Annotated in this window: 22 protein-coding genes and 1 pseudogene; 6 read left to right on the forward strand and 17 right to left on the reverse strand. The window is 42.3% G+C overall.

Features of this window, described 5'->3' with window-relative positions; genetic code table 11:
• The first annotated feature begins 327 nt into the window (after window positions 1-327).
• Complete coding sequence (locus tag AAEY55_RS00690) at window positions 328-1533, forward strand: acetyl-CoA C-acyltransferase (RefSeq protein ID WP_350549614.1); 1206 nt, start codon at window positions 328-330, stop codon at window positions 1531-1533.
• Between the two features lie 55 nt (window positions 1534-1588).
• Window positions 1589-2404, forward strand: coding sequence for an SDR family oxidoreductase (locus AAEY55_RS00695; protein ID WP_350549617.1), 816 nt, complete (start codon window positions 1589-1591; stop codon window positions 2402-2404).
• A gap of 183 nt (window positions 2405-2587) precedes the next feature.
• Here the strand turns inward: AAEY55_RS00695 and AAEY55_RS00700 are convergent, their stop codons facing one another.
• From AAEY55_RS00700 to AAEY55_RS00710, 3 genes are read right to left on the reverse strand one after another with little or no spacing between them, the layout of a single operon-like run.
• Entirely contained in the window at window positions 2588-3781 is a 1194-nt protein-coding gene (locus AAEY55_RS00700; protein WP_350549620.1) for an acyl-CoA dehydrogenase family protein, read from the reverse strand.
• Between the two features lie 25 nt (window positions 3782-3806).
• The gene (locus AAEY55_RS00705; protein ID WP_350549623.1) at window positions 3807-4964 is read right to left on the reverse strand and encodes an acyl-CoA dehydrogenase family protein; all 1158 of its coding nucleotides are present in this window, start codon (window positions 4962-4964) and stop codon (window positions 3807-3809) included.
• Window positions 4965-4985: 21 nt separating this feature from the next.
• A complete protein-coding gene (locus tag AAEY55_RS00710) occupies window positions 4986-5609 on the reverse strand; it encodes an AMP-binding enzyme (RefSeq protein WP_350549626.1) in 624 nt (207 codons plus the stop codon).
• On the opposite strand from AAEY55_RS00710, the gene AAEY55_RS00715 reads away from it, so the two are divergent.
• From AAEY55_RS00715 to AAEY55_RS00725, 3 genes are read left to right on the forward strand one after another with little or no spacing between them, the layout of a single operon-like run.
• Window positions 5591-6574, forward strand: a complete 984-nt coding sequence (locus AAEY55_RS00715; RefSeq protein ID WP_350549629.1) for an MFS transporter — start codon at window positions 5591-5593, stop codon at window positions 6572-6574. The genes AAEY55_RS00710 and AAEY55_RS00715 overlap by 19 nt on opposite strands.
• Before the next feature lie 49 nt (window positions 6575-6623).
• Complete coding sequence (locus AAEY55_RS00720) at window positions 6624-7391, forward strand: SDR family oxidoreductase (protein WP_179807449.1); 768 nt, start codon at window positions 6624-6626, stop codon at window positions 7389-7391.
• A gap of 33 nt (window positions 7392-7424) precedes the next feature.
• Window positions 7425-8930: an FAD-dependent oxidoreductase gene (locus AAEY55_RS00725; protein WP_350549632.1), complete on the forward strand. Its 1506-nt coding sequence runs from the start codon at window positions 7425-7427 to the stop codon at window positions 8928-8930.
• A 319-nt stretch (window positions 8931-9249) separates the two neighbouring features.
• Here the strand turns inward: AAEY55_RS00725 and AAEY55_RS00730 are convergent, their stop codons facing one another.
• The 10 genes from AAEY55_RS00730 to AAEY55_RS00775 form a co-directional block, all read right to left on the reverse strand.
• On the reverse strand, window positions 9250-10131 hold the full coding sequence (locus tag AAEY55_RS00730) for a TauD/TfdA family dioxygenase (RefSeq protein ID WP_350549635.1): 882 nt from the start codon (window positions 10129-10131) through the stop codon (window positions 9250-9252).
• Between the two features lie 39 nt (window positions 10132-10170).
• Complete coding sequence (locus AAEY55_RS00735; RefSeq protein WP_218910972.1) at window positions 10171-10311, reverse strand: hypothetical protein; 141 nt, start codon at window positions 10309-10311, stop codon at window positions 10171-10173.
• A gap of 26 nt (window positions 10312-10337) precedes the next feature.
• The gene (locus AAEY55_RS00740; RefSeq protein ID WP_218910973.1) at window positions 10338-10940 is read right to left on the reverse strand and encodes a class II aldolase/adducin family protein; all 603 of its coding nucleotides are present in this window, start codon (window positions 10938-10940) and stop codon (window positions 10338-10340) included.
• A gap of 130 nt (window positions 10941-11070) precedes the next feature.
• Complete coding sequence (locus tag AAEY55_RS00745; protein ID WP_257025469.1) at window positions 11071-11481, reverse strand: helix-turn-helix transcriptional regulator; 411 nt, start codon at window positions 11479-11481, stop codon at window positions 11071-11073.
• Between the two features lie 26 nt (window positions 11482-11507).
• Window positions 11508-12086: an AraC family transcriptional regulator gene (locus tag AAEY55_RS00750; protein ID WP_257025470.1), complete on the reverse strand. Its 579-nt coding sequence runs from the start codon at window positions 12084-12086 to the stop codon at window positions 11508-11510.
• Between the two features lie 152 nt (window positions 12087-12238).
• The gene (locus AAEY55_RS00755) at window positions 12239-12700 is read right to left on the reverse strand and encodes a MaoC family dehydratase (protein ID WP_179807452.1); all 462 of its coding nucleotides are present in this window, start codon (window positions 12698-12700) and stop codon (window positions 12239-12241) included.
• 9 nt (window positions 12701-12709) lie between these two features.
• Entirely contained in the window at window positions 12710-13495 is a 786-nt protein-coding gene (locus AAEY55_RS00760; protein ID WP_058373853.1) for an SDR family oxidoreductase, read from the reverse strand.
• Window positions 13496-13954: 459 nt separating this feature from the next.
• Window positions 13955-14875, reverse strand: coding sequence for a glyoxylate/hydroxypyruvate reductase A (locus tag AAEY55_RS00765; RefSeq protein ID WP_179807454.1), 921 nt, complete (start codon window positions 14873-14875; stop codon window positions 13955-13957).
• Between the two features lie 50 nt (window positions 14876-14925).
• Window positions 14926-15249 (reverse strand): hypothetical protein, encoded by a 324-nt coding sequence (locus AAEY55_RS00770; protein ID WP_350549641.1) that lies wholly within the window; start codon window positions 15247-15249, stop codon window positions 14926-14928.
• Window positions 15249-16331, reverse strand: coding sequence for an MATE family efflux transporter (locus AAEY55_RS00775; RefSeq protein ID WP_350549644.1), 1083 nt, complete (start codon window positions 16329-16331; stop codon window positions 15249-15251). The genes AAEY55_RS00770 and AAEY55_RS00775 overlap by 1 nt, the downstream gene beginning before the upstream one ends.
• A 242-nt stretch (window positions 16332-16573) precedes the next feature.
• Here AAEY55_RS00775 and AAEY55_RS00780 point away from each other — a divergent pair, with 242 nt between their 5' ends.
• Entirely contained in the window at window positions 16574-17227 is a 654-nt protein-coding gene (locus AAEY55_RS00780) for an OmpW family protein (RefSeq protein WP_179807455.1), read from the forward strand.
• A 95-nt stretch (window positions 17228-17322) separates the two neighbouring features.
• Here AAEY55_RS00780 and AAEY55_RS00785 read toward each other — a convergent pair whose 3' ends face one another.
• The 4 genes and pseudogenes from AAEY55_RS00785 to ltrA form a co-directional block, all read right to left on the reverse strand.
• Entirely contained in the window at window positions 17323-17859 is a 537-nt protein-coding gene (locus AAEY55_RS00785) for a thioesterase family protein (RefSeq protein ID WP_179807456.1), read from the reverse strand.
• 128 nt (window positions 17860-17987) lie between these two features.
• Window positions 17988-19544: a transcriptional regulator TyrR gene (tyrR, locus tag AAEY55_RS00790; RefSeq protein WP_011328814.1), complete on the reverse strand. Its 1557-nt coding sequence runs from the start codon at window positions 19542-19544 to the stop codon at window positions 17988-17990.
• A 129-nt stretch (window positions 19545-19673) separates the two neighbouring features.
• Entirely contained in the window at window positions 19674-21251 is a 1578-nt protein-coding gene (gene bcsG, locus AAEY55_RS00795) for a cellulose biosynthesis protein BcsG (RefSeq protein WP_350549649.1), read from the reverse strand.
• A 52-nt stretch (window positions 21252-21303) separates the two neighbouring features.
• Window positions 21304-22704, reverse strand: a pseudogene (ltrA, locus tag AAEY55_RS00800) (group II intron reverse transcriptase/maturase); the annotation flags it as partial.
• Window positions 22705-23296 lie beyond the last annotated feature (592 nt).

A 23296-nucleotide genomic window follows, 5' to 3' on the forward strand; every position in this document is an offset into this window, starting at 1 on the left:
ATCCGCGGCAAATATTGTCTTGCTTTACTCATCACTATTAAAGCTAAACTCGCCCAATAAGCGAATTAATAAGCAGTACAAACCAATTACTAATTCTCTTTATTTTACTAATTAGTTATTGTCTACCTCAAATGGTCGATGTTCACAGTGACGCGATAAGGGTTAATGTAGATATGGAAAACTCTATTTTTACCCGTGGTAATAATTGCAATTAATCTGACTAATTTAACCAATACACACGTGTTATTGCAGCAACTCAGCATTATTACCTAGCTAAAATTTAACCGTAAGAGTGCCTTTGCACTTCAAAATAAAAAAGGAATAATCATGCGCGAAGCAGTTATAGTTTCTACCGCCAGAACGCCTATGGGCAAAGCCTTTCGTGGTGCCTTTAACGATACCGAAGCGCCTGCATTATCAGGTCATGCAGTTGAGCAAGCCGTTAAACGCGCGGGTATTGATGGTGCTGAGGTTGATGATGTGATCATTGGTTGTGCAGCCCAGCAAGGTACTCAAGGCTATAACTTGGGCCGTTTAACAGCGACCGCTGCAGGCCTACCTAATAGCGTGCCGGGTATGACTCTTGACCGTCAGTGTTCATCTGGATTAATGAGTATAGGTTTTGCGGCGCAAAATATTATGCTTGGTTCAATGGATATTGTGGTTGCCGGTGGCGTTGAATCTATTTCTATGGTGCAAAACAAACACAAAAATACTTATCGTAATATTTCAAAAAAAGTACTGTCGCATTCAGAGCATGCCTATATGCAGATGATCGAAACGGCAGAAGTGGTTGCTAAGCGCTACAACATTTCACGTTTAGCGCAAGATGAGTACAGCTTACAGTCGCAACTGCGTATTGCTGCGGCGCAAAAAAACAACCTGTTTGATGACGAAATTGTGCCAATGGCATCTACTAAATCAGTATTTAACCGCGAAACCAAAGAAGTGACCTTTGAGGACGTATTACTAGCTAAAGATGAAGGCAACCGCCCTTCTACAACTCTTGAGAGCCTACAAAGCTTAGAACCGGTGTGGAAAGATGGTCGCGTTATTTCACAAGGTGAATTTATTACAGCAGGTAATGCAAGTCAGTTATCTGATGGCGCATCAGCCTGCGTGGTAATGGACTCACAATTAGCGACACGAAAAGGCTTAGCGCCAATGGGTGTGTTTCGTGGTATGGCGGTTGCAGGTTGCGAGCCCGATGAAATGGGTATTGGCCCTGTATATGCTATTCCTAAGCTATTAAAACAACATGGTTTATCAATTGATGATATTGGTTTGTGGGAAATTAACGAAGCGTTTGCGTGTCAGCTTATTTATTCGCGCGACTACCTAGGTATTGATAACAATAAACTTAACGTTAATGGCGGCGCTATCGCCATTGGCCACCCCTTTGGTATGAGTGGTGCGCGTATGGTGGGCCATGCCCTTATTGAAGGCAAGCGTCGCGGTGTTAAATATGTTGTGGTGAGCATGTGTATTGGCGGTGGCATGGGTGCTGCGGGTTTATTTGAGGTATGCCTGTAAGGCAACCTTAATTTGCACAGCAACATGTTAGTCTAATTTAAGTAAGGAGATATTAATGTCTATACTCGATAGATTTCGCCTCGATGGCCAAGTCGCTATTGTTACCGGCTCAGGGCGTGGCATAGGTGCTGCCATAGCACTGGCATTAGCCGATGCGGGTGCCGATATTGTAGTCACTGCCAGAACCATCGAAGATATTGAACAAACAGCAGCGCAAATACGCCAACGCGGCAGCCGCACTTTAGTCGTTGCGTGCGATGTACTTGATGAGCAACAACGACAGTCATTAGTTGATAAAACAATTGAGCATTTTGGCCGACTCGATATTTTAGTCAATAACGTCGGTGGCTCAGGCGCAATTAAGCCTACACTTAGCAGCAGCGCAGCAGAGTTAGAAAATTGCTTTAAGCTCAATACCGCTACCGCGTTTGATTTGTCACGTATTAGTGCCCCGCACATGGTAAATACCAGTGGCCAAGGCAGTATTATTAATATTTCATCGGTAGCTGGGCAGTTAGCTCAGCCCGGCTTTATCAGTTACGGCATCGCCAAAGCGGCATTAAATTTTATGACGCTTAATTTAGCGCAAGATTTTGCACCTAAAGTGCGCGTTAATGCAATTAGCGTAGGCTCAACCCTTACCGAAGCACTTAAAGGCGTAATGAATGATGAAATGGAGCAGGCTATTGTTAAACGTACACCTATGAATCGCTTAGGTCAGCCTGAAGATGTAGCGGCTTGTGCGCTATTTTTAGCCTCGCCCGCGGCGGGCTATATCACTGGTGAAATTTTTGGTGTTAATGGGGGACTAACCGACGCGCCAATGCCTATGCCTCGCAGTAGTTTTAACGTCCTTACTGTATTCAAATAAAGCCCGCTGATTAAGCGGGCTTAGCTTTACAGCCCTTCTTACTCTTTAGTTAATTTTTGAACTCACAGCCTTCGCTAAAAATAACCCCACCAGCCCAGTCGTAATGAGCAATAAAATAAGTAACCTGATGTGCTGGTTAAGCGATTTTTTATCCGTTACATCAGGTTAAGTAATACAATTATTTTATGCGGTTATTTTAGGCTCTTTGGGCATACCTAAGCCACGTTCAGCAATAATGTTACGTTGTATTTCGTTAGTGCCACCATAAATGGTATCTGAGCGAACAAACAAATACATAGCCTGTAAACGGGTTAATGTATAAGGGCCTGACTCTAGTATTTCGGCTTCGGGACCAAGTACATCCATTGCCAGTTCGCCTAAATCACGGTGCCATGTTGCCCAAAATAACTTATAGATCAGCGCTTCTTTTTGTAAGCCGCCATCACCTGTATCTGAGAGCATACGCATACTGTTGTAGCGTATTATTTTAAGCCCTATATGAGCGTCAGCAATGCGTTGGCGAATAGTTGGATTTTGGCTTTTACCATTGGCTTTGGCTATATCAATAATTTGATTAAGCTCATTTTGAAACTGCATTTGCTGACCTAAGGTCGACACGCCACGCTCAAAATTAAGTAAACCCATAGCAATAGCCCAGCCTTCACCTGGTTGCCCTACAATATCGTCGGCATCACATTCGGCTTGATCAAAAAATACCTCATTAAACTCAGAGGTGCCGGTAAGCTGCCTTATGCCACGCACTTCAATACCTGGCTGATCCATTTTCATTAAGAAAAAGCCTAGCCCTTTGTGAGCGCTAGAATTTGGGTTAGTACGCGCTATAACAAAAATATAGTCAGATTCATGCGCAAGCGATGTCCACACTTTTTGCCCGCTAATAATCCACTTACCTTTGGCTTCGTCAAAATGTGCCTTGGTATTAACATTAGCTAAGTCTGAGCCTGCACTAGGCTCAGAATAACCTTGGCACCAAAGTGCGGTTCCGGCTGCAATGCCTGGCAAGTATTTTTGTTTTTGCGCTTCACTACCAAAGGCAATTAACGTTGGCCCAGCAAGCCCTTCACCTATATGCCCAACACGACCCGGCGCACCGGCGCGAGCATATTCTTCATTAAAAATAACTTGCTGCTCAATAGAGCACCCTCGGCCACCATATTCTTTAGGCCAACCAATGCAGGTCCAACCTCCTTGCGCGAGCTTTTGTTCCCACTTTTTACGCTCCAGAGGAAACATGTGTTCATCCCCTGGGCCACCGCGAAATTTAAGCTGCTCAAATTCACCCACTAAATTCTCAAAGAGCCAAAGTGCCACTTCGGCGCGAAATTTTTCGTCTTCATCACTAAAACTTAATTTCATCTGTTTTACCTTTTTTAGCAGCCGTTTAATCTAATAACAATGCTGCGACGTGTTCACGATGATAAGCTGCATCACCTAAAAATAACTCAGACGATTTGGCTCGTTTAAAATATAAGTGCACGTCATATTCCCAGGTAAACCCTACTCCACCATGAAGTTGCAGCGCATCTCCGGCATTTTTAAAGTAGCCTTCTGAGCAATACGACTTAGCTACGCTGGCTGCTTCGCCTAACTCATCGGCCAACAAACCACCACTGAGCGCCTCCTCTGCTACGCACGCAGCGTAATAAACGGCTGAGCGCGCCACCTCGGTACGCAGCATCATATCTGCCGCTTGGTGTTTAACTGCTTGAAAACCCGCTATAGGCCTACCAAACTGCACTCGCTCTTTGGTGTACTCTACAGTTAAATCTAATACTTGTTGCGAGCCACCTACTTGCTCTGCTGCAATGGCTATAGCAGCTAGTTGCAATACTTTATTTAGCTGTGGCCAAGCATTATTTGCCTCGCCCATTAATTGGCTGCTGCTCACTCGCACATTATCAAACACTATTTCTGCCTGTTTACGTGTTTGATCCATAGTTGGCAACCAAGTGCGCTTTACTCCAGGGGTGTCCGAGTCTATTGCAAATAAACTTATTCCTTGCTCGCCCTCACTGCCTTCACTACGTGCGGCAACTATTAATAATTGCGCCGTGTGGCCATCTAGTACATAACGATATGTGCCATTAAGTACATAATCATCGCCCTGTGCAGTTCCAATGCCTTGCACTGCTGTTGCGTCCCACTGGCCATTTTTACTGGTATAGGCAAGCGTAGCGGTTAAACTACCTTCACATATTTGCGTTAAATATTGTTGCTTTTGCTCATCAGTGCCGGCAACTATTAAGGCATTACTGGCTAAACACACGGTTGAAAAAAACGGCGAACATAATAAATAACGTCCCATTTGCTCCAGCATAACCACCAAATCTACATAGCCTAGTCCCATGCCGCCATATTCTTCCGGTATATGAATTGCCTGCCAGTACATTTCTTCGCAAATACGTTGCCATATTTGTGGATCAAAGCCTTGCTCAGTGTCCATTGCGCTGCATATTGTATTCGATGACGATACTTCAGCTAAGAAGGCTTGCGCAGTATCGCGGATCATTTTCTGCTCTTCGGTAAATGAAAATTCCAAATGTTTGCTCCTTCTAAAATTTTACTGTTGCAAAAAATGCTTTATCAGTTCTGCTTTAACTACTTTGTTAGAAGCATTTACTGGCATTGCGTCAATTATTTTGATTTTTCTGGGCACTCGATAATTTGCCATGCGCTCACGACACCAAGTCATTAACGTTGCCTCATCAAGTTCTGCTGATGATTTTAAAGTAATAAATGCACAGCCAACTTCTCCCATGCGCTCATCTTTAATTCCTACCACTGCAACTTGTGCAATAGCGCTGTGCTCAATAAGTACTGCCTCTATTTCTGCCGGATAACAATTAAATCTGCCCGAAATGTACATATCTTTTAGTCTGTCGGTAATGCTTAAATAGCCATTTTTATCTAAATGCCCAACATCGCCGGTGTGCAGCCAATTGTCTTTATCTATGGTTTCGGCGGTTGCTTGTGGTTGCTCAAAATACCCTTTCATTACATGAAAACCACGAATACAAATTTCGCCAGTTTCATTAGCACCGAGTATTTCACCCTGCTCAGACATTATTGCTATTTCGGTGCCTTCAATTGCACGGCCACTGGTACTAGCGATGGTGGCAACGTCGGTATCAATGCCACAAATACTTGCTAATAATGCGTATGTTGGTGGCAGTAGCTGAAGCACCGGTTACTTCGGCCTCTTTATCGTTACTTTCGGACAGTTACCCGGTTGAGCGACGCTCATTTGCGATTAGCTGTTTTACCTCTGGCGCTACCTTTGCCGCCATTATTGCGCTTACCTTAGGTGCATATTGGGTAGAGCTGTATGGATGGCGAGAAACCTTTTTTATTATCTCTACTCCCGCTTTGTTTATTTCTTTTTTGCTATTTTTTGTGATGCCCGAACCTAAACGCGGTCAATACGATGATGCCATTAGCTCTCCAACTTCACCGCTGCAGCCTGCACTAACCACAGGTTTTAGAGCATCAACAAAAGCATTGTTAAAGCGCAAAGATTATCGACTATTAGTTTGCTCAAGCGCCATTGCAACGTTAGGCGCAAATGCGTTTGGCATGTGGAATGCCACTTTTTTAGTACGCAGCCACGACTTAACACTGAGCCAAGCCGGCATGATGGCAGGCTTTTTTGGCGGCGGTGCGGCAGCGATTGGAATACTTTCTAGTGGCTATTTGGCTGATAGAATCGCCAGGCGAAAAGGTGTTTTATGGCTACCTATACTAGGCCATATACTGGGGTGGGTATTTATTGTTATATATTTTTTATGGCCTAAAGGCTTAGGCGATGACCTATTTTTTGCCGGTATTCCGTTTGCTATGCTGTTTTGCACCTTAGCGAGTTTCTTTTCTGTATGGTGGGTTAGCCCTTGTCTCACATTACTCACTTCAATTGTACCGGGTACTCAGCGGGCATTGGCTATTTCAATGCAAACCGTGCTGATTACTTTTTTAGGCATAGGTGTTGGGCCTATGTTGGTGGGCGTGCTTAGTGAAGTATTTAGGGAGGTGGCCGGTGTTGAATCCTTACGTTATGCTTTACTTATTAGTACGAGTACAACATTAATATCGGTATTTTTACTGTTTAAATTAAAATCTTATCAAGCAAAACAACTCATAAAACCCATTCAGTAAATTAAACTTTGTTTTAATTACTATTAACCAATAATGCTAGGAGTTTATTATGTCAGTTACCGCAGTTACAGGTTCAGCATCAGGGATTGGCGCCGCCGTTTGTGAAAAACTACGCGCAGCAGGTCATACTGTGATCGGCATAGACCGCCATCAAGCCGAAGTTAATGCCGATTTATCATCCCCTGAAGGTCGCGCTAATGCCGCAGAGCAAGTTATCAAATTAGCCAATGGTAAACTAGATGGCCTGGTTTGTTGCGCGGGCCTTGGCGTTACCGCACCAAGTAGCAGTTTAGTGGTTTCGGTTAATTATTTTGGCTCAACCGAGTTAATTGAATTACTTCAACCTGCACTCGCCAAAGGTGAGCAGCCAGCTATTACCGTTATTGGCTCAGTGGCCGCTAGTCAACAAGTGGCAGATCCACACCCTATTATTGAGTTAATGCTCAACAATGACGAGCCAGCCGCTCGCGCACTGGCAGATGAGCTTGGCCAACCACAAATAGCCTATTCGGCATCTAAATACGCACTCACTGTGCATTGTCGTCGTTTAGCCGTTAAAACGGGGAGTACCGGCGTGCGTATTAACTTAGTTGCTCCCGGTGCAATTGAAACTCCACTGCACGAAGCCTCTAAGCAAGATCCACGTTTTGGCGAAGCCGTACGTAACTTTGTTGCGCCTATTGGTCGCAATGGTCAGCCAAGTGAAATTGCCGATGCGGTCAGTTTTTTACAATCAGCCCAAGCCTCTTTTGTGCATGGCAGCATTATTTATGTAGATGGTGGTATGGACGCCATGATGCGCAATGGCAAGTTTTAAACACTAAATATTAAATACTTATAAGGATATAACATGAACCCAATACTAAGCACACACAAAGTTCGCGCTTTTGAATCGATTAGCCACTTTGATATTAGCACCGACGTACTCGTGTGCGGTTATGGCGGCGCAGGAGCCGCCGCCGCACTAGAAGCTGTAACCTTAGGTGCTAAGGTTACTATTTTAGAACGTGCCAGTGCTGGGGGTGGCTCGACTGCATTATCAAGCTGTGAAATGTATTTAGGCGGCAGTGGCGGCACTGCATTACAAAAAGAGTTAGGTTTAGAAGATAGCACCGAAAACATGCTGGCTTATTTACGCGAAGCACTTGGCCCGTATGGCGATGAAGATAAGATGCGTTGTTATGCACAAGGCGCTGCAGGACATTTTGATTGGGTTGAATCCCTTGGTGTACCTTATAAACGCGCAGCCTTTTTAGAGCGTACAGTAGTGCCACTCAGTGATGAGTCGTTATTATTTACCGGTAATGAAAAAGCTCACCCTTTTAATACCATTGCTAAGCCCGTTCCACGCGGTCACGTGCCCTCTAAAGTGGGCGACGAAGGCGGTAAAATATTTATGGATGCCATAATGCAGCGCATCGCAGGCGCGGGCGCTGAGGTAATTAATGATTGTCGCGCTATTGCTTTATTAGTAGATAAAAACAATCGTGTTTGCGGCGTAATTGCTAAGCGCGACAACCGAGAAATTGCGATTCGTGCAACTCGTGGTGTGGTATTAGCCACCGGTGGCTTTGTAATGAACGACACCATGACACGTCAATACATGCCTGATCTACTTGAGTATTGCATACCTTATGGCAACACCTTCGATATGGGGGATGGTATTCAATTAGGCCAAGCAGTCGGCGGGCAAACAATTAATATGGAACAGGCTTTTATGTCGTTTCCGCTCTATCCACCAGCAAAGCTAACCTACGGTATTTTACTAAATAAACACGGTCAGCGTTATATAAATGAAGATGCGTATTTAGCCAGATTGGCGCATTATTCTTGCCAACAAGCTGAGCAAAAGTTTTATTTGTTAGTACAAGAAGAGGATTTTGAGGCGTCGCATTATTTACAACGTGCAGCCATTGTTGCCACTGGCGATAGCATAGCAGAAGTTGCCAGTGAAGCGCCCTTCCCGGCCGGTATGCTTGAGCAAACTGTTAGCTACTTTAATCAGCACGCCAGTAATAAACAAGACCCACTATTTCATAAAACCGCCGAGTGGCTAAAACCGTTAAACAAGCCCCCTTTTGCCTTATTAGAATACTCTGCAAGTGAAATGACTGCTGTAATTATGCCCGGCACCAAAGGCCCGCTCATATTTACGCTTGGTGGGCTAAAAACACTCACTACGGGTGAAGTGGTTAATTTAGACAATGAAATAATAAGTGGGCTTTATGCTGCTGGTCGAGCCACCGCGGGATTACCACGTACAGCCAAGGGATATGCCAGTGGTATGTCGGTTGGAGATGCCACTTTTTTTGGCAGGCTCGCTGGGCGCAGCGCCGCTAAGCACCTGCCAATTTAACCTCGAAAAATAAACACGCCCTAGCACTTAATTTAACAACCGTTATAGCAAACAGCGTAACGGTTTAACTTACTTATTCTGCTTAGGTAATAAATCTGCGTATTAAACGCAAGTATATTAAGTGCATGCTATAGATTAAAAATTAGCAGATTGAAATGTCGTGTAGAGGCTGGTAAGTATTAATGAAAGATATAAAAAAGCAGCAGCTGGTTAATTTAAGCTGCTGCAATAGATGTAAAGTTATTCTGTTTTTAACACACGGCCAAGCGTTATATCGCCCTCAATGGTGGTGCGGTTAATAACGCGATTGATCCCAGGCTTAGTGCCGGTAGTGCAGTGCAGTGCATTGCAGTGCATTGCAGTGCATTGCACGCCAGTTATCCCACAGTACCATGTCGCCTTCGCGCCATTTATGAAAGTAAGTAAATTCCGGCTTTTGTACATGCGCAACAAATCGCTCAAGTAGCTCTATAGATTCATCATTCGATAAACCAAATTGCTGTGGAGTAACAACTCTATCTAAAAACTGCTCTACCACCTCAAGTACTTTACGGCCACTGATCGGGTGTGTAACTACCATAGGGTAAGCAGCGTCTGAAAAGTCAGGAAAGCCAATGTCGGTTGGTTTTGTTGGGCTGTTAGGGCCAGGCTCATAACCGTCTAAGTTAACGTAGCGCATATGGCGGCGCTGCATACTAAAGCTGTAAACCACTTCTAGCTGTTCAATTAAAGCTTTAGTGTCGTCGTCGAGTGCATCGTACGCTTTTGCTAAATCGCCAAAACCGGTCATGCCATCTTCTGCTGCCACCACCACCACCACCACAGCGCGCAACAGTGCACCATGATTTGGACGCGCTGTATAATGCAAATCCATGTGCCAATCTAACCGACCCACAATTTCTTCGCCTTTATAAAAAGCAGTTTGAAACTTATCCATAGGGCCACCATTTTGTAGCACAAATAACTCTGGATATTTATCACTGGTGGTAACTTTTAACGGATGTAATTCTAACGGGCCAAAAATGCGACTAAACTCAATTTGCTTTTCAGGGCTAATATCCTGATCACGAAACACTAAAATAGCGTGTTCGTACCATAGTGCTTTTAGTTCAGCTTTTATTTCATCGGTAAGTGGCTCGTTAATATCGAAACCCGACACTTCTACGCCAACATTATCAAGCGGAGTTACTGTAAGCTTCATTTTTTATTCCTTCTACTTAGCTAAGTGAATCCGACAAATTTAGTCGACTAAACCTGGATCTAGGCGTAATTCTTTGCGCGCCATTGCTTCCCAAACAAAAGGGAAACCGTTGTCGTCAGCAATAGACACTTTTTTAACTTCTTCATCACTTAATGGTCGCCCGCCACCTGCTAATTCCACTTCATACGCGCGTTTACTGCGCCACTCTAAAGTAATTGCTCTAGGTGTGCTTGGCGCAGATTTTTACCCACCACTAACGAGCCGTGGTTTGCCAGTAATGCCCACTTAGCATCACCGAGCGCTTCAACTGCTGATAAGCTAGTTGCTTCGTTTTCAAAGGTGCCTTCATATTCATCATAAAGTGGTAATTCAACACCACAATAAGCACTTGCTTGGTCGTATACTGGCGGCACTTTTTGCATACAAGCCCAAATACCACTCCAATGCGGATGATTGTGAATAACAACATGTACATCAGGTCGCATTGCGTGCAGCTGTAAATGCAAACCTATCGCTGGGGTCACATTCCAATCACTATCAAGCACATTCCCCTTTGGGTCTAGCGTAACGATATCGCTGGCGGTTAACTCCCCCCAAGCGAGCTCCCATGGATTAGTTAAAATATTACCGTTTTCTAATCGGTAAGTAACATGCCCTGCAATATGCTCATCCCATCCTTCACGAATAAGCATGCGACACATAAGCGCAACTTGCGCTTTTTCGCTTAACTCTGGTAATAATTCTTTGCGACCCGGACGAGTTGCAAAGCGCTCTAGCATTGATTGATTAAGGCCATCATATTTTTTCATTATTATTATACCTTCCTGTTGCTGTGCAAAATAAACATGTTAAATCATGGTTAAAATAATAGGTCTGAGTGGTTAATAAAGCTTGTCTCATTGCGCCAAGTTGTTATCCGATCTAGCCATTAACTAGCGATTAGCGCACCGCAAATAACGCATGGCGAAAAGCACTTGGCGACAACCCAGTCCATTTTTTAAAAGCGCGATGAAACCCCGAACTATCGGCATACCCAAGTTGCTGACCAATGCGAGTGATTGATAACGTAGGATCGCTCAAATGTCGCCGCGCATGTATCTCTCGTACTTGATCGATTAATTGTTGATAGCGCCAACCTTGCGCCAATAACTTACGGCTCAAGGTACGGCAACTACAATGCAGCTTTAGTGCTGCATCGTGCAGCGATGGAGGACTGGCAGGATCTTCAACAATAATTTGCGACAAGCGCCATGCTATGTCGCCATGATTTCGAGTAATGCTTTTTTCTTCGCACAGTTTTTTATAAAAGTTGACACTTTCTGGGCTCGACTGCGGGAGTGGTTGATCCAAAATCGCAGCATCAAAAAATAGCTGGGTTACTGGGCATCAAATTCGACGGGGCAATTAAAAATGGCTTGGTAACACTCAGCATGAACTGGCGCCGGATAATTACAACGTAGTTTAGTAATAGGCAATGCTTGACCAAGCACCCAACGACAAGTCGTGACTATATTGGCAAGTAAATCTTCTATTGCTAATACACGCAATTCACCCAGCTCAGCTTTAGCGTCAATTTGATAACAGCCTTCGGCTTGAATTTCACTAAAGGAGGTCACTACTAAATTACCAGAAAAGCGGCCTGAGTAATTTTGATATTTAAGCCCAATATGGCTGGCATCGCGCAGCGTCGCGCTGCTCATCATTAAATATGCAAGTTGGTCGTGGGTAGCAATAGAGCGTTTTAAACCTAATATGAGTCCAAGATCGCTGCCCTCATAACACTGCTGTGCATCAGTTAGTAAACCTCGATGCTGTTTAGCATTAATGAGCACATTAGGTTTGTGGAGCTCACTGCGACTGATACCATTGTTGGCAGCAATGGTGTTGGTATCCATTCCCAAGCTAGATAAAAAATCCAGCAACCAAATAATATAACGCGTATCAGTATTGACCATGTTACCCCTCGTTTGTGTAATTAAATCCAACCTTTTATCAATAACCGTTATTCTTAAATTGCACTCTTATATTAAGCAATTTAATACTATTATTTGTAACATAACCGCTAGCTGTTTAAGTGTTATGCTTTAGTCGTGCTTAACCAAAACATTTAGACAAACGAGTAACGGCTAATGGTATCTACCACGCAGGCTGGCCTTTGTTGCTCTGCCACTTCAATGGTTACTCGCGTGATCACTTGCACACTGCCTTTAACTTCTTCCACACTAATTATTTGCCCTGTGCCGCGTACTTTACTGCCCGCTGTAACCACATTAGGAAAGCGTACTTTATCGCAGCCGTAATTAACTCCCATGCTTATATTTTGCACATCTACCAACTGAGGTAAAAAATAATTAACTAATGACAGGGTTAAATAACCATGCGCAATACATGCGCCAAATGGGCCTTCTGCAGCCTTAATGGGATCGACATGGATCCATTGATGATCTCCCGTTGCCTCGGCAAACATATCAATACGGCTTTGCTCTACTGCAATCCAGTCGCTTACGCCTAAATCAAGTCCGGTTGAAGCAAGTAATTGCGTTTTGCTAGTAATTATTTTATTTGCCATTTTGCCCCCCTAAGCACGCTGTGAACTAACAGACACAACTTCGCCCGTCATGTAAGACGAGTAATCGCTGGCTAAAAACATCATCACGTTGGCGATTTCCCATACTTCGGCAGCACGACCAAAGGCTTCTTTTGAGGCTAATTGCTCAAGTACGTCGGCACTTGAGGCTTTTTTAAGAAATTCATGTAAAGCGATTGATGGCGATACCGCGTTAATTCGCACTCCATGCTCAGCAGCTTCTAATGCCGAGCAGCGAGTAAATGCCATAACACCGGCTTTAGCAGCGGCGTAATGTGCTTGCTCTTTTTGTGCTCGCCAACCCAATACTGAAGCATTATTAATGATTACACCTGCCTTGCGTTGTTGCATAAATGGCAGCATTGCACGGGTCATACGAAATGTACCGGTAAGAGTAATGTCCATCACCTTACTCCACTGCTCGTCGCTCATATCTACTACAGCGGTTTGACCACCTAGTCCTGCATTATTAATAAGCACATCAACACCTGCGAGTTTATCCTCTGCTGCATTGATCAATACCTGAACCTGTTCTTCTTGGCTTACGTCGCACAATTGGCCAAATACCTGTTGCAAACCTGTTTGCGCTTTTATATTAGCTACAGCTTCATCTAAACGACGTGGATGAATGTCAGATATCATTAATGCCCGGCACCCTTCTTCGGCTGCACGTAATGCGGCTGAAAAGCCAATGCCCGCGCCTGCGGCGGCCGTTACTAAAACCGATTTCCCGCGTAACAGGTTATGCCCTTCTACGTACTTAGGTGCTGTCGTCATTCTTATCTCCGATGTCGTGCTTATTAATTTAGCACCCAGCATAAGGCTGACGCTGAGCAACTATCATCGTCAATCTGGACTAACCCGATAACTATTAGCAATATAAGAATGAAATTGTGGTGTGATACAACAAGCAGCATACTGAGGACTTAAATTAGATAACTAATTAAGGAGATAATTTTAGTGCTTATAGCAAAAAACCTATGCTAGGTTTGATAAAAACTCAGCATAGGTTTTGTTTTAATAGAGTATTAGCGCAAGCTCGCAAGCATTTGCTTGGTTAAACCATGCCGATACTCCTAAAATTATAATAGATATAACCACTAAACTTAATTTAACGCCGCCCTGATTAGACTTCATAGTATTCTCGATATTATTTTTATTAGTAAGAATAAGTTTCATACAATAATAAAAATTACACCTGTTAACAAGATGTTTACCAAATCATTTTCTTCGTGGCTAATAGCCTTTGGTTCTATCAACCCGGTTTTTAAGTGGTGTGCCATTAGTTAAGCATTGAATACTCACTTCAATTTGTTCAATAACGCAGTTAACATCTGATAATGCAGCGCAATGTGGTGTTATGGTTATTTTAGGATGCAGCCAATATGGATGCTCACTTGGTAATGGCTCTTGATCGAATGCATCAAGCGTGGCGGCGCGTAAACGGTCACTATTAAGTGCCTGTAATAAATCAGCTTCTATTACGTGCTGGCCGCGTGCCGCATTTACTAATACTGCATGGGCGGGTAATTTAGCCAATAAATCTTTGTTAATAATTCCGGCCGTGTTTTCGGTCAGCGGTAATAAGCACACTAAATAATCTGTATTAGGCAGCATTTCGTTTAGCCCATGTTCTCCATAATACATGGTCACGTTATTCACGTCTTTATGGCTTTGTGCCCACGCGCTCACGCTAAAGCCATTATCAACGAGTCTTTGCGCACAGGCTCGACCTAATTGACCAAAGCCTAAAATAGCCACTCTGTTATAGCTTAATACTCGCTTGGGTTTCCATTGCGTTGCAGCTTGTTTTTGATAATATTCTTTTAATTGTAGCTTTTGCGCCAATACGTGAGTAAGTACATACTCGGCCATATCAATTTCTAATTGTTGATCAACAATACGTACCACTTCAACATGCTCTGGCAGCAAGTCTAAATCAATGCTATCAACCCCAGCACCAAACGACGACACCACTTTTAAATTAGGTAATTGTGCCCATAGTTCTTTTGGTGCATACCAGGCTAATACAAACTCAACTTTACTGAAATCTTCACACTGTGAATATTGCTCAATGTGTATATTAGGTAAGCGTGCTTGTAACTGCGACACCAGCTTAGAATTATCACGATCCCCTATAGCAACCAAAACAGACATAGTTATTCCTTATAAAATTAATTATACGGCAGCAAACCCCACCGCAATGTTTAGTGACTGCCTTCTTCGATGAAAGCTTCTTGGCTAATTTTAGCTATGTCTTTGTCTTCTTTGGTTAAAATAGTTTTTTGCCACGAACCTTGAGCAAACCACGCATAGGTAATAAGCGCAATAACTACGTTGGTAATGGCAAATGAATACCAAATACCGTGATCTCCTAATTGCGTATGTTTAGATAAAATATACGCCGCAGGAAACTGTACAACCCCCTGTGATAACAGGGCAACTAACATAGCATTAAGCATATTGCCAGATGCCCTAAAAGCAGCCACGACACAAAGTTGTACACCAATTCCCCCCCAAGTTAAACACATTATGCGCCTTTAGCGATTACAGCCCCATCATCGGGAATAAAAAATGCAACTAAATGCTCGGCAAAATAATAGGCTACCCCTCCCACAAACGACAGGCCTAGTAAGCCCCATAAACTAGCAAGCTGAGTTATTTGCGCAGCGCGTTTGGGGTTTCCTGCGCCCATATTTTGCCCCACTAATGTAGACACAGCCATCGACAAACCCATTGCTGGGATCATCACCATTTGTAAAACATTGGAGCCAACACCGTAAGATGCAATCGTTTGCGTGCCAAAACTTGCCACTAAAAAAGACATGATAATTAAACCAAAAGCACGAGCCGACAATTCAATTGAACCCGGAGCGCCTAAAAAGAAGGCTTGTTTTATATATTGCCAATCGGGGTAAAAGCTTTTTAGCTGTAATTGAATACCATGACGGCCGCGTAAAAATATAATTACCCCAGCAAGTGCAGCTAAGCTCTGCGTTACTAAAGTTGCCAGTGCAGCTCCCATTACCCCTAAGCCTTGAAAACTGCCATAGCCAAAAATAAATAACGGATCGAGTACAAAATTAAGCAACACGGTCACGCTCACAATAATTAGCGGTACTTTTGTTTGGCCAATACCACGCATTAACGATTGGAACATGGCATAAATAAATACAAAAATAACCCCAATAAACGATACATGCATAAACTTAAGTGCATCGCCATAAACAGCGTCTTCTACCCCTAAAAGGGTTAAAAAATAAGGCGATAGCATATAACCTATGCCCCCCAGCACTATGGCTGTTAGCGTCACCATTAACATAGTTTGCGCGGCAACATGATTTACTTTGTCTTGCTGCCCTGCTCCCATATATTGTGCCGATAAAATAGCTCCCGCCATCGCCAAACCTGCACCTATGGCAATGACTAAAAAAGTAACAGGCATACTAATAGACACAGCAGCAACTTGCGCAGCCCCTAAACGCCCCACCCAAAAAGCGTCAGTGAGTTGATACGCCGACTGTAAAACATTGATTAAAATTATAGGAATACCTAACTTAAGCAGCGCTTTAGAAATTGAACCATGAAGAAACAGCTGCTGGGTAGCGTTCATTTAACCTGCTTAATATTGAAAAGGAGACATAAAGATAAGTTTAACAAACTTGGCTGATTTTATTCTGAATATTACCTAAATAAGTCAATAGCTTTTGTTATGTACTGTGGAGAAACTTAATCTAAATCAATAAATGATTTTGCTAACTTCAAACATTTCTGAAACCTTGATCTAAAACAAGTTATTGTTTGTGTTAATGAATAATAATAGCGGCAATCACAAAGTAGTTCTTGGAGAACAACATGAAAACTAAATTAAGCATTGCATTACTCACCTCTTTATTAGCACTCTCTCCTGCTGCACACGCTAACTTTAGCGTAAACGTGGGTGCTATAAACGTAAACCCTGATAGTACTAGCTCACCAATTAACGAAGATTCTGCCCGAGGACTTAATCCGGGTTCAGATACTCAGTTAGGTATTACTGTTGATTATGCTTTTAATGAGCAATGGGTGTTAGAGTTAATTGCAGCTACACCGTTTTCACATGATATAAATGGCGCGGGTGGTTTAGCGGGCAATAAAATAGCTAATATTAAGCATTTACCTCCTTCGTTAGTAGCGCAATATCACTTTTTAGATTCAAGCTACGCGTTTCGCCCTTTTGTTGGTGTAGGTGTTAACTATACAACTTTCTTTGATGAGCAACCTTCTCAAGCACTAAAAACAGTACTTGGAACAGATGATGTAGAAGTTAAACTTGATGATTCGTTTGGCTTTGTAGCGCAAGTGGGTGCTAACTATAAAATAGATGAAAAATGGGGCCTACACGCTATGGTTTCAATTATGGATATTGAAACTGATGCAACTGTCTATGCCGATGGCGCTCAAGCATTAACGTCAACCGTTAAAATTGACCCAATTGTGGCGATGTTTGGGGTTAAATACAGCTTTTAATAGTAATAAGCATGTGTGTTAAAAAGGCCGTAAGGCCTTTTTTTTTCAACTATTGATTATTACTCATAACTAACCAGAGCTCAGGTTAACTATTATTATCGTGGTAAATTAGTTACTTTTTTCTGCTCTAACATTTCTTTCCAGTGCATTACTTCACTTGGTAAAATAGGGGCTACACCTTTAAAGTCAGCTACTTCCAGCATTTCTTCAATGCTAATTATGCCCTTTTTACTTTTAAATACGCCGCGCACATAAGCAATTGCGTGTAAGCCACGCTGAGAGTGAAATTTTTGCTCTATATAAAAGTACTTATGATCCCAGCCCACTAAACGGGTGCTAATTGTATAACGCTGCATAGGTTTTATATCGCGAATATAAGTAATAGCAGTCGCGTTTACAATTGGAAACCAACGACGTTTTAATATGTGCTTTAATAAACCCACACGCTCTGTCATCCAAGTGCGCGATAAATCCATCATAGCCAAGTAACGTGAATTAGTTAAATGTAAGTTTATATCGCAATCTGTAGGTAGGGCTTTGTAATCAATATTTACCGTATCAAGTAAGTGTTGATAGTCATGGTTACGTTTAATTTTAAAAAACAATAAAATAAGTCGAATGTATAAGTTCACGGCAGAGGTCTTACCAGTTAAAATTAAATTAAGTGTATCACACGCGTTTAGCCAAAGTTTACTTTATTAAAGTAAATAACTATAAGCTACCCGCGCACGTTTAAGCTTATAGTTATTACTTTGCGTTACTAAACTTTTACTGTTTTACGATTAATACCATAATCACGTAACTTGTTTGCCACCGCGGTGTGGCTTAAACCAAGGCGCTTTGCTAGTTGGCGTGAGCTAGGATAAGCAGGATATAGCTTACGTAATAACGTAGCTTCAAAGCGTTTAACTGCTTGATCAAGTGAGCCTTCAAAATCTGATTCTAAATACCCTAAATCATGGGTAAATGTAGGGAGCTGTAAATGCTCAACGCGTAATTCACTGTCATCTAACAAAGACACAGCACGGTAAATTGCGTTTTCTAATTGGCGCACATTACCCGGCCACGGATAATCTTGTAAAAAGCTTAAACACTCTTGTGATAACAACGGCACGTCATGACCATTTTGCTGTGCGTACTTTTGAATAAAGTGCTCAGCAAGCGGCCCCACATCGGCTTTGCGATCTCTCAGTGGTGCTATTTCTAGCGTTAAAACGTTAATACGGTAATATAAGTCTTCCCTAAAAACCCCCTCTTGTACCATAGCAGGTAAGTCTTTTTGAGTGGCAGCAACAATACGTACATTAACTTTTACTTCGTTTTCATCGCCTACTTTTCTAAATGTGCCATCTTGTAAAAAGCGCAGTAACTTGGTTTGTAATTGAGTAGACATTTCGCCCACTTCATCCAAAAATACAGTACCGCCATCGGCTTGTTCAAGTACGCCACGTTTTGGCGCGGCGTTTTCTTCGTAACCGGCATAACCAAATAATTCAGATTCGGCCACATCATCGGGTAACGAAGCACACGACAAAGCAATAAAAGGCTTAACAGAGCGATTAGAAGCGTAATGACATGCACGTGCGAGCAACTCTTTACCAGTACCGGTTTCGCCAGTAATTAAAATAGGCGCTTCTAACTGCGCCATTTTACGTGCTTCACGCACTACTCGGCGCATTGCAGTGCTAAAGTTATGAATAGTAGCAAAGCTCTCTTGTCCATAGCGTCTAAAAGCACTTACTTGTTGGCCTAAGCGACTTTGCGATTTAATATTTATTACCGCCCCGGCTAACACATCGCCTTCGTTACTTTGCGGAACAGCAATGGGTAAAATATCCGCAATAAAATCTTCACCTGCCACTTCTACGCGCGTAGTTTGGCCAAGTACTTCTTTACCCTCAAGCCAGCGAGTAAAATTAAAACCTTTAAGTAAGTTATTAATATTGGCACCAATAACTTCTTTTTCTGTTAGTTGTAAATCTTTGCACGCTGCGTCATTACATAAACGCACCCAACCTTTGGCATCTATTGAAATAACGCCATCGGGTAGTGCTCTTAGTAGTGTATTTAATTCGTTATGTTCACGCTCTGAGGGTAAAAATGCCGTGGTGCGTACATCATGCACACCATCAATTAAGCGAATTGATGGCATGATTTTTTGAAACTGCTCAAATTCTATTTCAGGAAAGCTAACATACATACGACAATTAACTGAGTCGACTTCAATCCCTTTTAAATCAACATTATAGTTAACTAAAATATTAAGGATTTCTTGAGCAATACCAACTCGATCCGCACAATGAATATCTAAACGCATACAGCCTCAAATAAGGGGAAACTATTTGCGCTGAATAATACGCTAACTCTGATCAGCTGGATAGTTTAATGTAAACAAATTTGGACATATATGCATTTTTTTTGCTTGAGCTAAATATAAAAAAATAACTCACCCTCGGGGATATAAAGTCCACTCACCGCCATCTAATTGAATATATGGACGTTTATTAACATACATCATTATTGTTCCGGCGTTTTCTGCTACTTTTTGCGAAGTGGGTAACTGGCTCACTAATTCTGCCATATTATTACTTTTCCCTGCAAAGTAATTACTCTTCATCACCTTAGTTATCAGCTCAGATAGAGCAAAGTAGCTGCTTGTATTTGCCACTGTTATTTGCGACATACGAGGCAAGTCAGGACCTATAAACTTAATTGCCGCTGGCACTGTTACTATTGAAGGGCTTGGTATTTCGCGCAGCCCTGCAAATTGTACTTTGTCGCCTTGCAGTGCAGCGCCATGCTCTGGCACTAACATTAGCATCACGTTGCGGCCGCGTTTTTCTAAGTTTTTAATAAACTGATTAATATCTGAAAATAAATTTTGTTGTCTAACAGGATAACTTTCATCACTATTCATGCGCCTGCTATTAGCCAGTTGATTGCCATCGTGCAAGCTAATCGTATTGTAATACATAGCGCATGGTGCGCAGCTATCGCCTTGCTCTTCAAGCCAACTATTTAGCACCGCCTCGTCTGAATAAATAGGTTTACTGTCAAAGCTATACTGCGCAACAGGTAATGATGTGGTGTCAAATAGTGGGCTATTTAGCTTACCTTGTTTTTTCACTAAATCTTTAAAACCGTCAAAATGGCCATCATGATTCATAACTAAATGACTGTCGTATCCTAGCTTTTCTAGGTTATTAAATAAGTGACATTGCTCTGGCGCATCATTAAACAGTGCTGGTTGGCTTGTTTGCCCACAACTTGCTCGCAGTAACCTAATAGCGGCAGGACCACTGTAGGATGTAGCTGAATTAAAATCAGAAAACACAATGTCAAAATCACTATAAACATCATCTAAACTAACGCCTATAGCGTTTAAGTCTGCAATAGCTAGGGAGCATATATTTAAAACAACAACGTCAAATTGCGTGCCGTTATACTCATCTGGAAAGTAGCTAACTAATTGGCTCTGCTGCTTATAAAAATCATTTAATTGCTGATCTGCTGAATCTAGCTTTTGGGTAACTACAGCAGTATTACTAAACTCTTGCTCTTGATTAGGCGCATTTTGCACCGACACTGCCATATCATTTGGCTTTAACGCCCCCTGGTAACCTATAAAAATTAATCCAGCTATTGTTACTGTAGTAAAGCGGATCCACTGCGAGGTATACCAAAAACAAATAACAATAATAAATAAGCCCAACAGCATATCGTAATTAACTATGCGGCCAAACAACTCAACAAAATAACCTAAACTAAAATCTTGAATATTTCCCGCTTGTTTGGTTAATCTATCAATTGGAGGTAACCATGAATCTTTATAAAGCAATACAATCGCAAACACCGCGCCAATAAAGTGCTTTAGCTTATCTACTTGTGAATTACTAAAGGTAAGTGCAAATAAGGCAGCTAAAGCAGCATTACTTAAAAAATCAAATTTTATGGCACCATAATAAAAAAGTACAAACTTTACTAAAAAATAGAGATTCCAAATACCTAAACCCGATAACTTCACGGTTTGTCCTTTTCATTTTTTTTAAACATGTACGGCTCTAAAACTTGGTGTTTAAAAGTGAGCTTAGTGAAGCGCTACATAAATTACCTCGATTGCTTTTACCAAATAATACCCAAGTCTTGGCCTGATTTGGCGTCGGTCGTTTTATCCACTTCATCATTAATGACTTAACGGAGCAACGATATTTCCGCGCTAGCCATTTTGCTAATTTCCAGAAAACTATACGATCAATTTTACTGTAAACTTTAGCGGTATAATCAGTATGACGATAAAATTGCGCCCAGCCTTTAAGCTTGCGGCTGAGTTGTTCAACTTTGTCTATCTTGCTACAACTGTGATCACTGGATAAAGCTTGGCTCAAGGAATGAGAAAATGCTTTAGCCTTACCATGTGGAATACCAGACACCACACGCATATTCCCTTTAGGACCACGTTTCCTTATGATCCTATGACCAAGGAAGATAAATCCATCATTCACATGCGTAATATGGGTTTTCTCCATGTTAAGTGTGAGTTTAAGTTTACCTTCAAGAAAATTTCGACACTGATCACGAATGGCTTCTGCTTGTTGTTTGTTACCTTTGACAATCACAAGAAAGTCATCGGCATAACGACAATAAGCAACCCCAGGTTTCCATTGTCTATTTTCCTCTAGTGCAATGGTACGCTTATCTTGGATTGTACGATTCCAGTACCAGCGATCTTTACGTGCTTTCTTGCTCAAGTAGCATTTATCCAAATACTGATCAAATTCGTTGAGCATGATATTTGACAATAATGGAGAAATGACACCACCTTGTGGTACGCCTTCGCTTGTTGCACAGAATAGATTACGTTCAATATGTCCTGCTTTGATGAACCGCCAGAGCAATTCATTAAATCGTCGACAATTGATACGCTTACGCACACATGTCATCAGTAATTGATGGTGGACTGTATCAAAATAACTTGATAAATCCCCTTCAATTACCCAGCGCCCACGTGGTTCACTTGAGCCTGTCATTTGTAACTTAACAGTTCTAATGGCGTGATGGACACTGCGTTCAGGTCTAAAACCATAGGATAGTGAATGAAAATCATTTTCCCATATCGGCTCCATTGCCATGAGCATGGCACGTTGCACTATTCTGTCTCTTAAGGTGGGTATGCCTAAAGGGCGTTGCTTTCCATTCGCTTTAGGAATATAAATTCGTCTGGCAGGCATTGGTTGATAATTACCCGAGAGTAAATCATTTCTGATCCCATCTAAGTAATCAGTCAGCTTATCCTGTAAGTGAATTTTAGTTATTCCATCAACGCCAGGTGTTTTGGCACCTTTTGAAGAAAGCGTTACTTCAGCCGCTTGGCAAAGCCATTGTGGGTGACTGATAAGGCGCAGTAATCGATTAACGCGACGCGCTTTATCGGTTGCTGTCCATGTTGCTAATTTACGTTGCAGTTCGCTGATTATCAAAGGTCTTCACCTCATTAAGGTCAGGTAATTTGCTTGCGCAAATCAATTAAACTGCGCCCCTTCGCCATGTAATGGGCTTTCCCCATCTCAGACTACTACGAACGCTCCGCCAGCTTGTTTGTCATCGGGGTCGTGCTCCCTTAGCATTCAAACAAACCTTCCCCGGTTTACCTATCTGAACTCGAACATATTGGGGTGGATGCCGATCGCAGTCTTTAACCTTATCGTGCTGTAAGGTGATAATACTTAAACGCTGAATTGTGATTTAGCGTTTATCCATTGATAAATACCTACGTGTGATTTATCAAGTCGGCAATAATACTCATACATTTAGTATTATTGCCTGTTAATTCGTGTAGGCAATGGCGACGTTTCAGCCCATAGATGCGGGTTAATCGGTTCATGTACTTCATCCGTCCAATACTTAGTCTAGAAGAGCATCTTGGCGTAACGAATTCGCCTCACTCCCCGTTGTCAGCGAGTTCCATCACCTTATCAGCATACGATAAGTCACTGCCGCTCAGACTCAACTATCTGCACAACCAGATAGTGCCATAAACAATTTGGCTCCTACCGTATTGCTCATGTATTT

Origin of the sequence: Pseudoalteromonas sp. 120-MNA-CIBAN-0494 (genome assembly GCF_040308885.1) — a bacterium.
Lineage (GTDB): Bacteria > Pseudomonadota > Gammaproteobacteria > Enterobacterales > Alteromonadaceae > Pseudoalteromonas > Pseudoalteromonas nigrifaciens.

Bases quoted from the DNA above. Each gene is read 5' to 3' on its own strand.
- AAEY55_RS00780 (WP_179807455.1), top strand. From the start codon at position 16,574: ATGAAAACTAAATTAAGCATTGCATTACTCACCTCTTTATTAGCACTC.
- AAEY55_RS00730 (WP_350549635.1), bottom strand. From the start codon at position 10,131: ATGAAGCTTACAGTAACTCCGCTTGATAATGTTGGCGTAGAAGTGTCG.
- AAEY55_RS00770 (WP_350549641.1), bottom strand. From the start codon at position 15,249: ATGTGTTTAACTTGGGGGGGAATTGGTGTACAACTTTGTGTCGTGGCT.
- AAEY55_RS00750 (WP_257025470.1), bottom strand. From the start codon at position 12,086: ATGGTCAATACTGATACGCGTTATATTATTTGGTTGCTGGATTTTTTA.
- AAEY55_RS00760 (WP_058373853.1), bottom strand. From the start codon at position 13,495: ATGACGACAGCACCTAAGTACGTAGAAGGGCATAACCTGTTACGCGGG.
- AAEY55_RS00775 (WP_350549644.1), bottom strand. From the start codon at position 16,331: ATGAACGCTACCCAGCAGCTGTTTCTTCATGGTTCAATTTCTAAAGCG.
- AAEY55_RS00725 (WP_350549632.1), top strand. From the start codon at position 7,425: ATGAACCCAATACTAAGCACACACAAAGTTCGCGCTTTTGAATCGATT.
- AAEY55_RS00740 (WP_218910973.1), bottom strand. From the start codon at position 10,940: ATGAAAAAATATGATGGCCTTAATCAATCAATGCTAGAGCGCTTTGCA.
- AAEY55_RS00720 (WP_179807449.1), top strand. From the start codon at position 6,624: ATGTCAGTTACCGCAGTTACAGGTTCAGCATCAGGGATTGGCGCCGCC.
- AAEY55_RS00695 (WP_350549617.1), top strand. From the start codon at position 1,589: ATGTCTATACTCGATAGATTTCGCCTCGATGGCCAAGTCGCTATTGTT.
- AAEY55_RS00690 (WP_350549614.1), top strand. From the start codon at position 328: ATGCGCGAAGCAGTTATAGTTTCTACCGCCAGAACGCCTATGGGCAAA.
- AAEY55_RS00755 (WP_179807452.1), bottom strand. From the start codon at position 12,700: ATGGCAAATAAAATAATTACTAGCAAAACGCAATTACTTGCTTCAACC.
- tyrR (WP_011328814.1), bottom strand. From the start codon at position 19,544: ATGCGTTTAGATATTCATTGTGCGGATCGAGTTGGTATTGCTCAAGAA.
- AAEY55_RS00765 (WP_179807454.1), bottom strand. From the start codon at position 14,875: ATGTCTGTTTTGGTTGCTATAGGGGATCGTGATAATTCTAAGCTGGTG.
- AAEY55_RS00700 (WP_350549620.1), bottom strand. From the start codon at position 3,781: ATGAAATTAAGTTTTAGTGATGAAGACGAAAAATTTCGCGCCGAAGTG.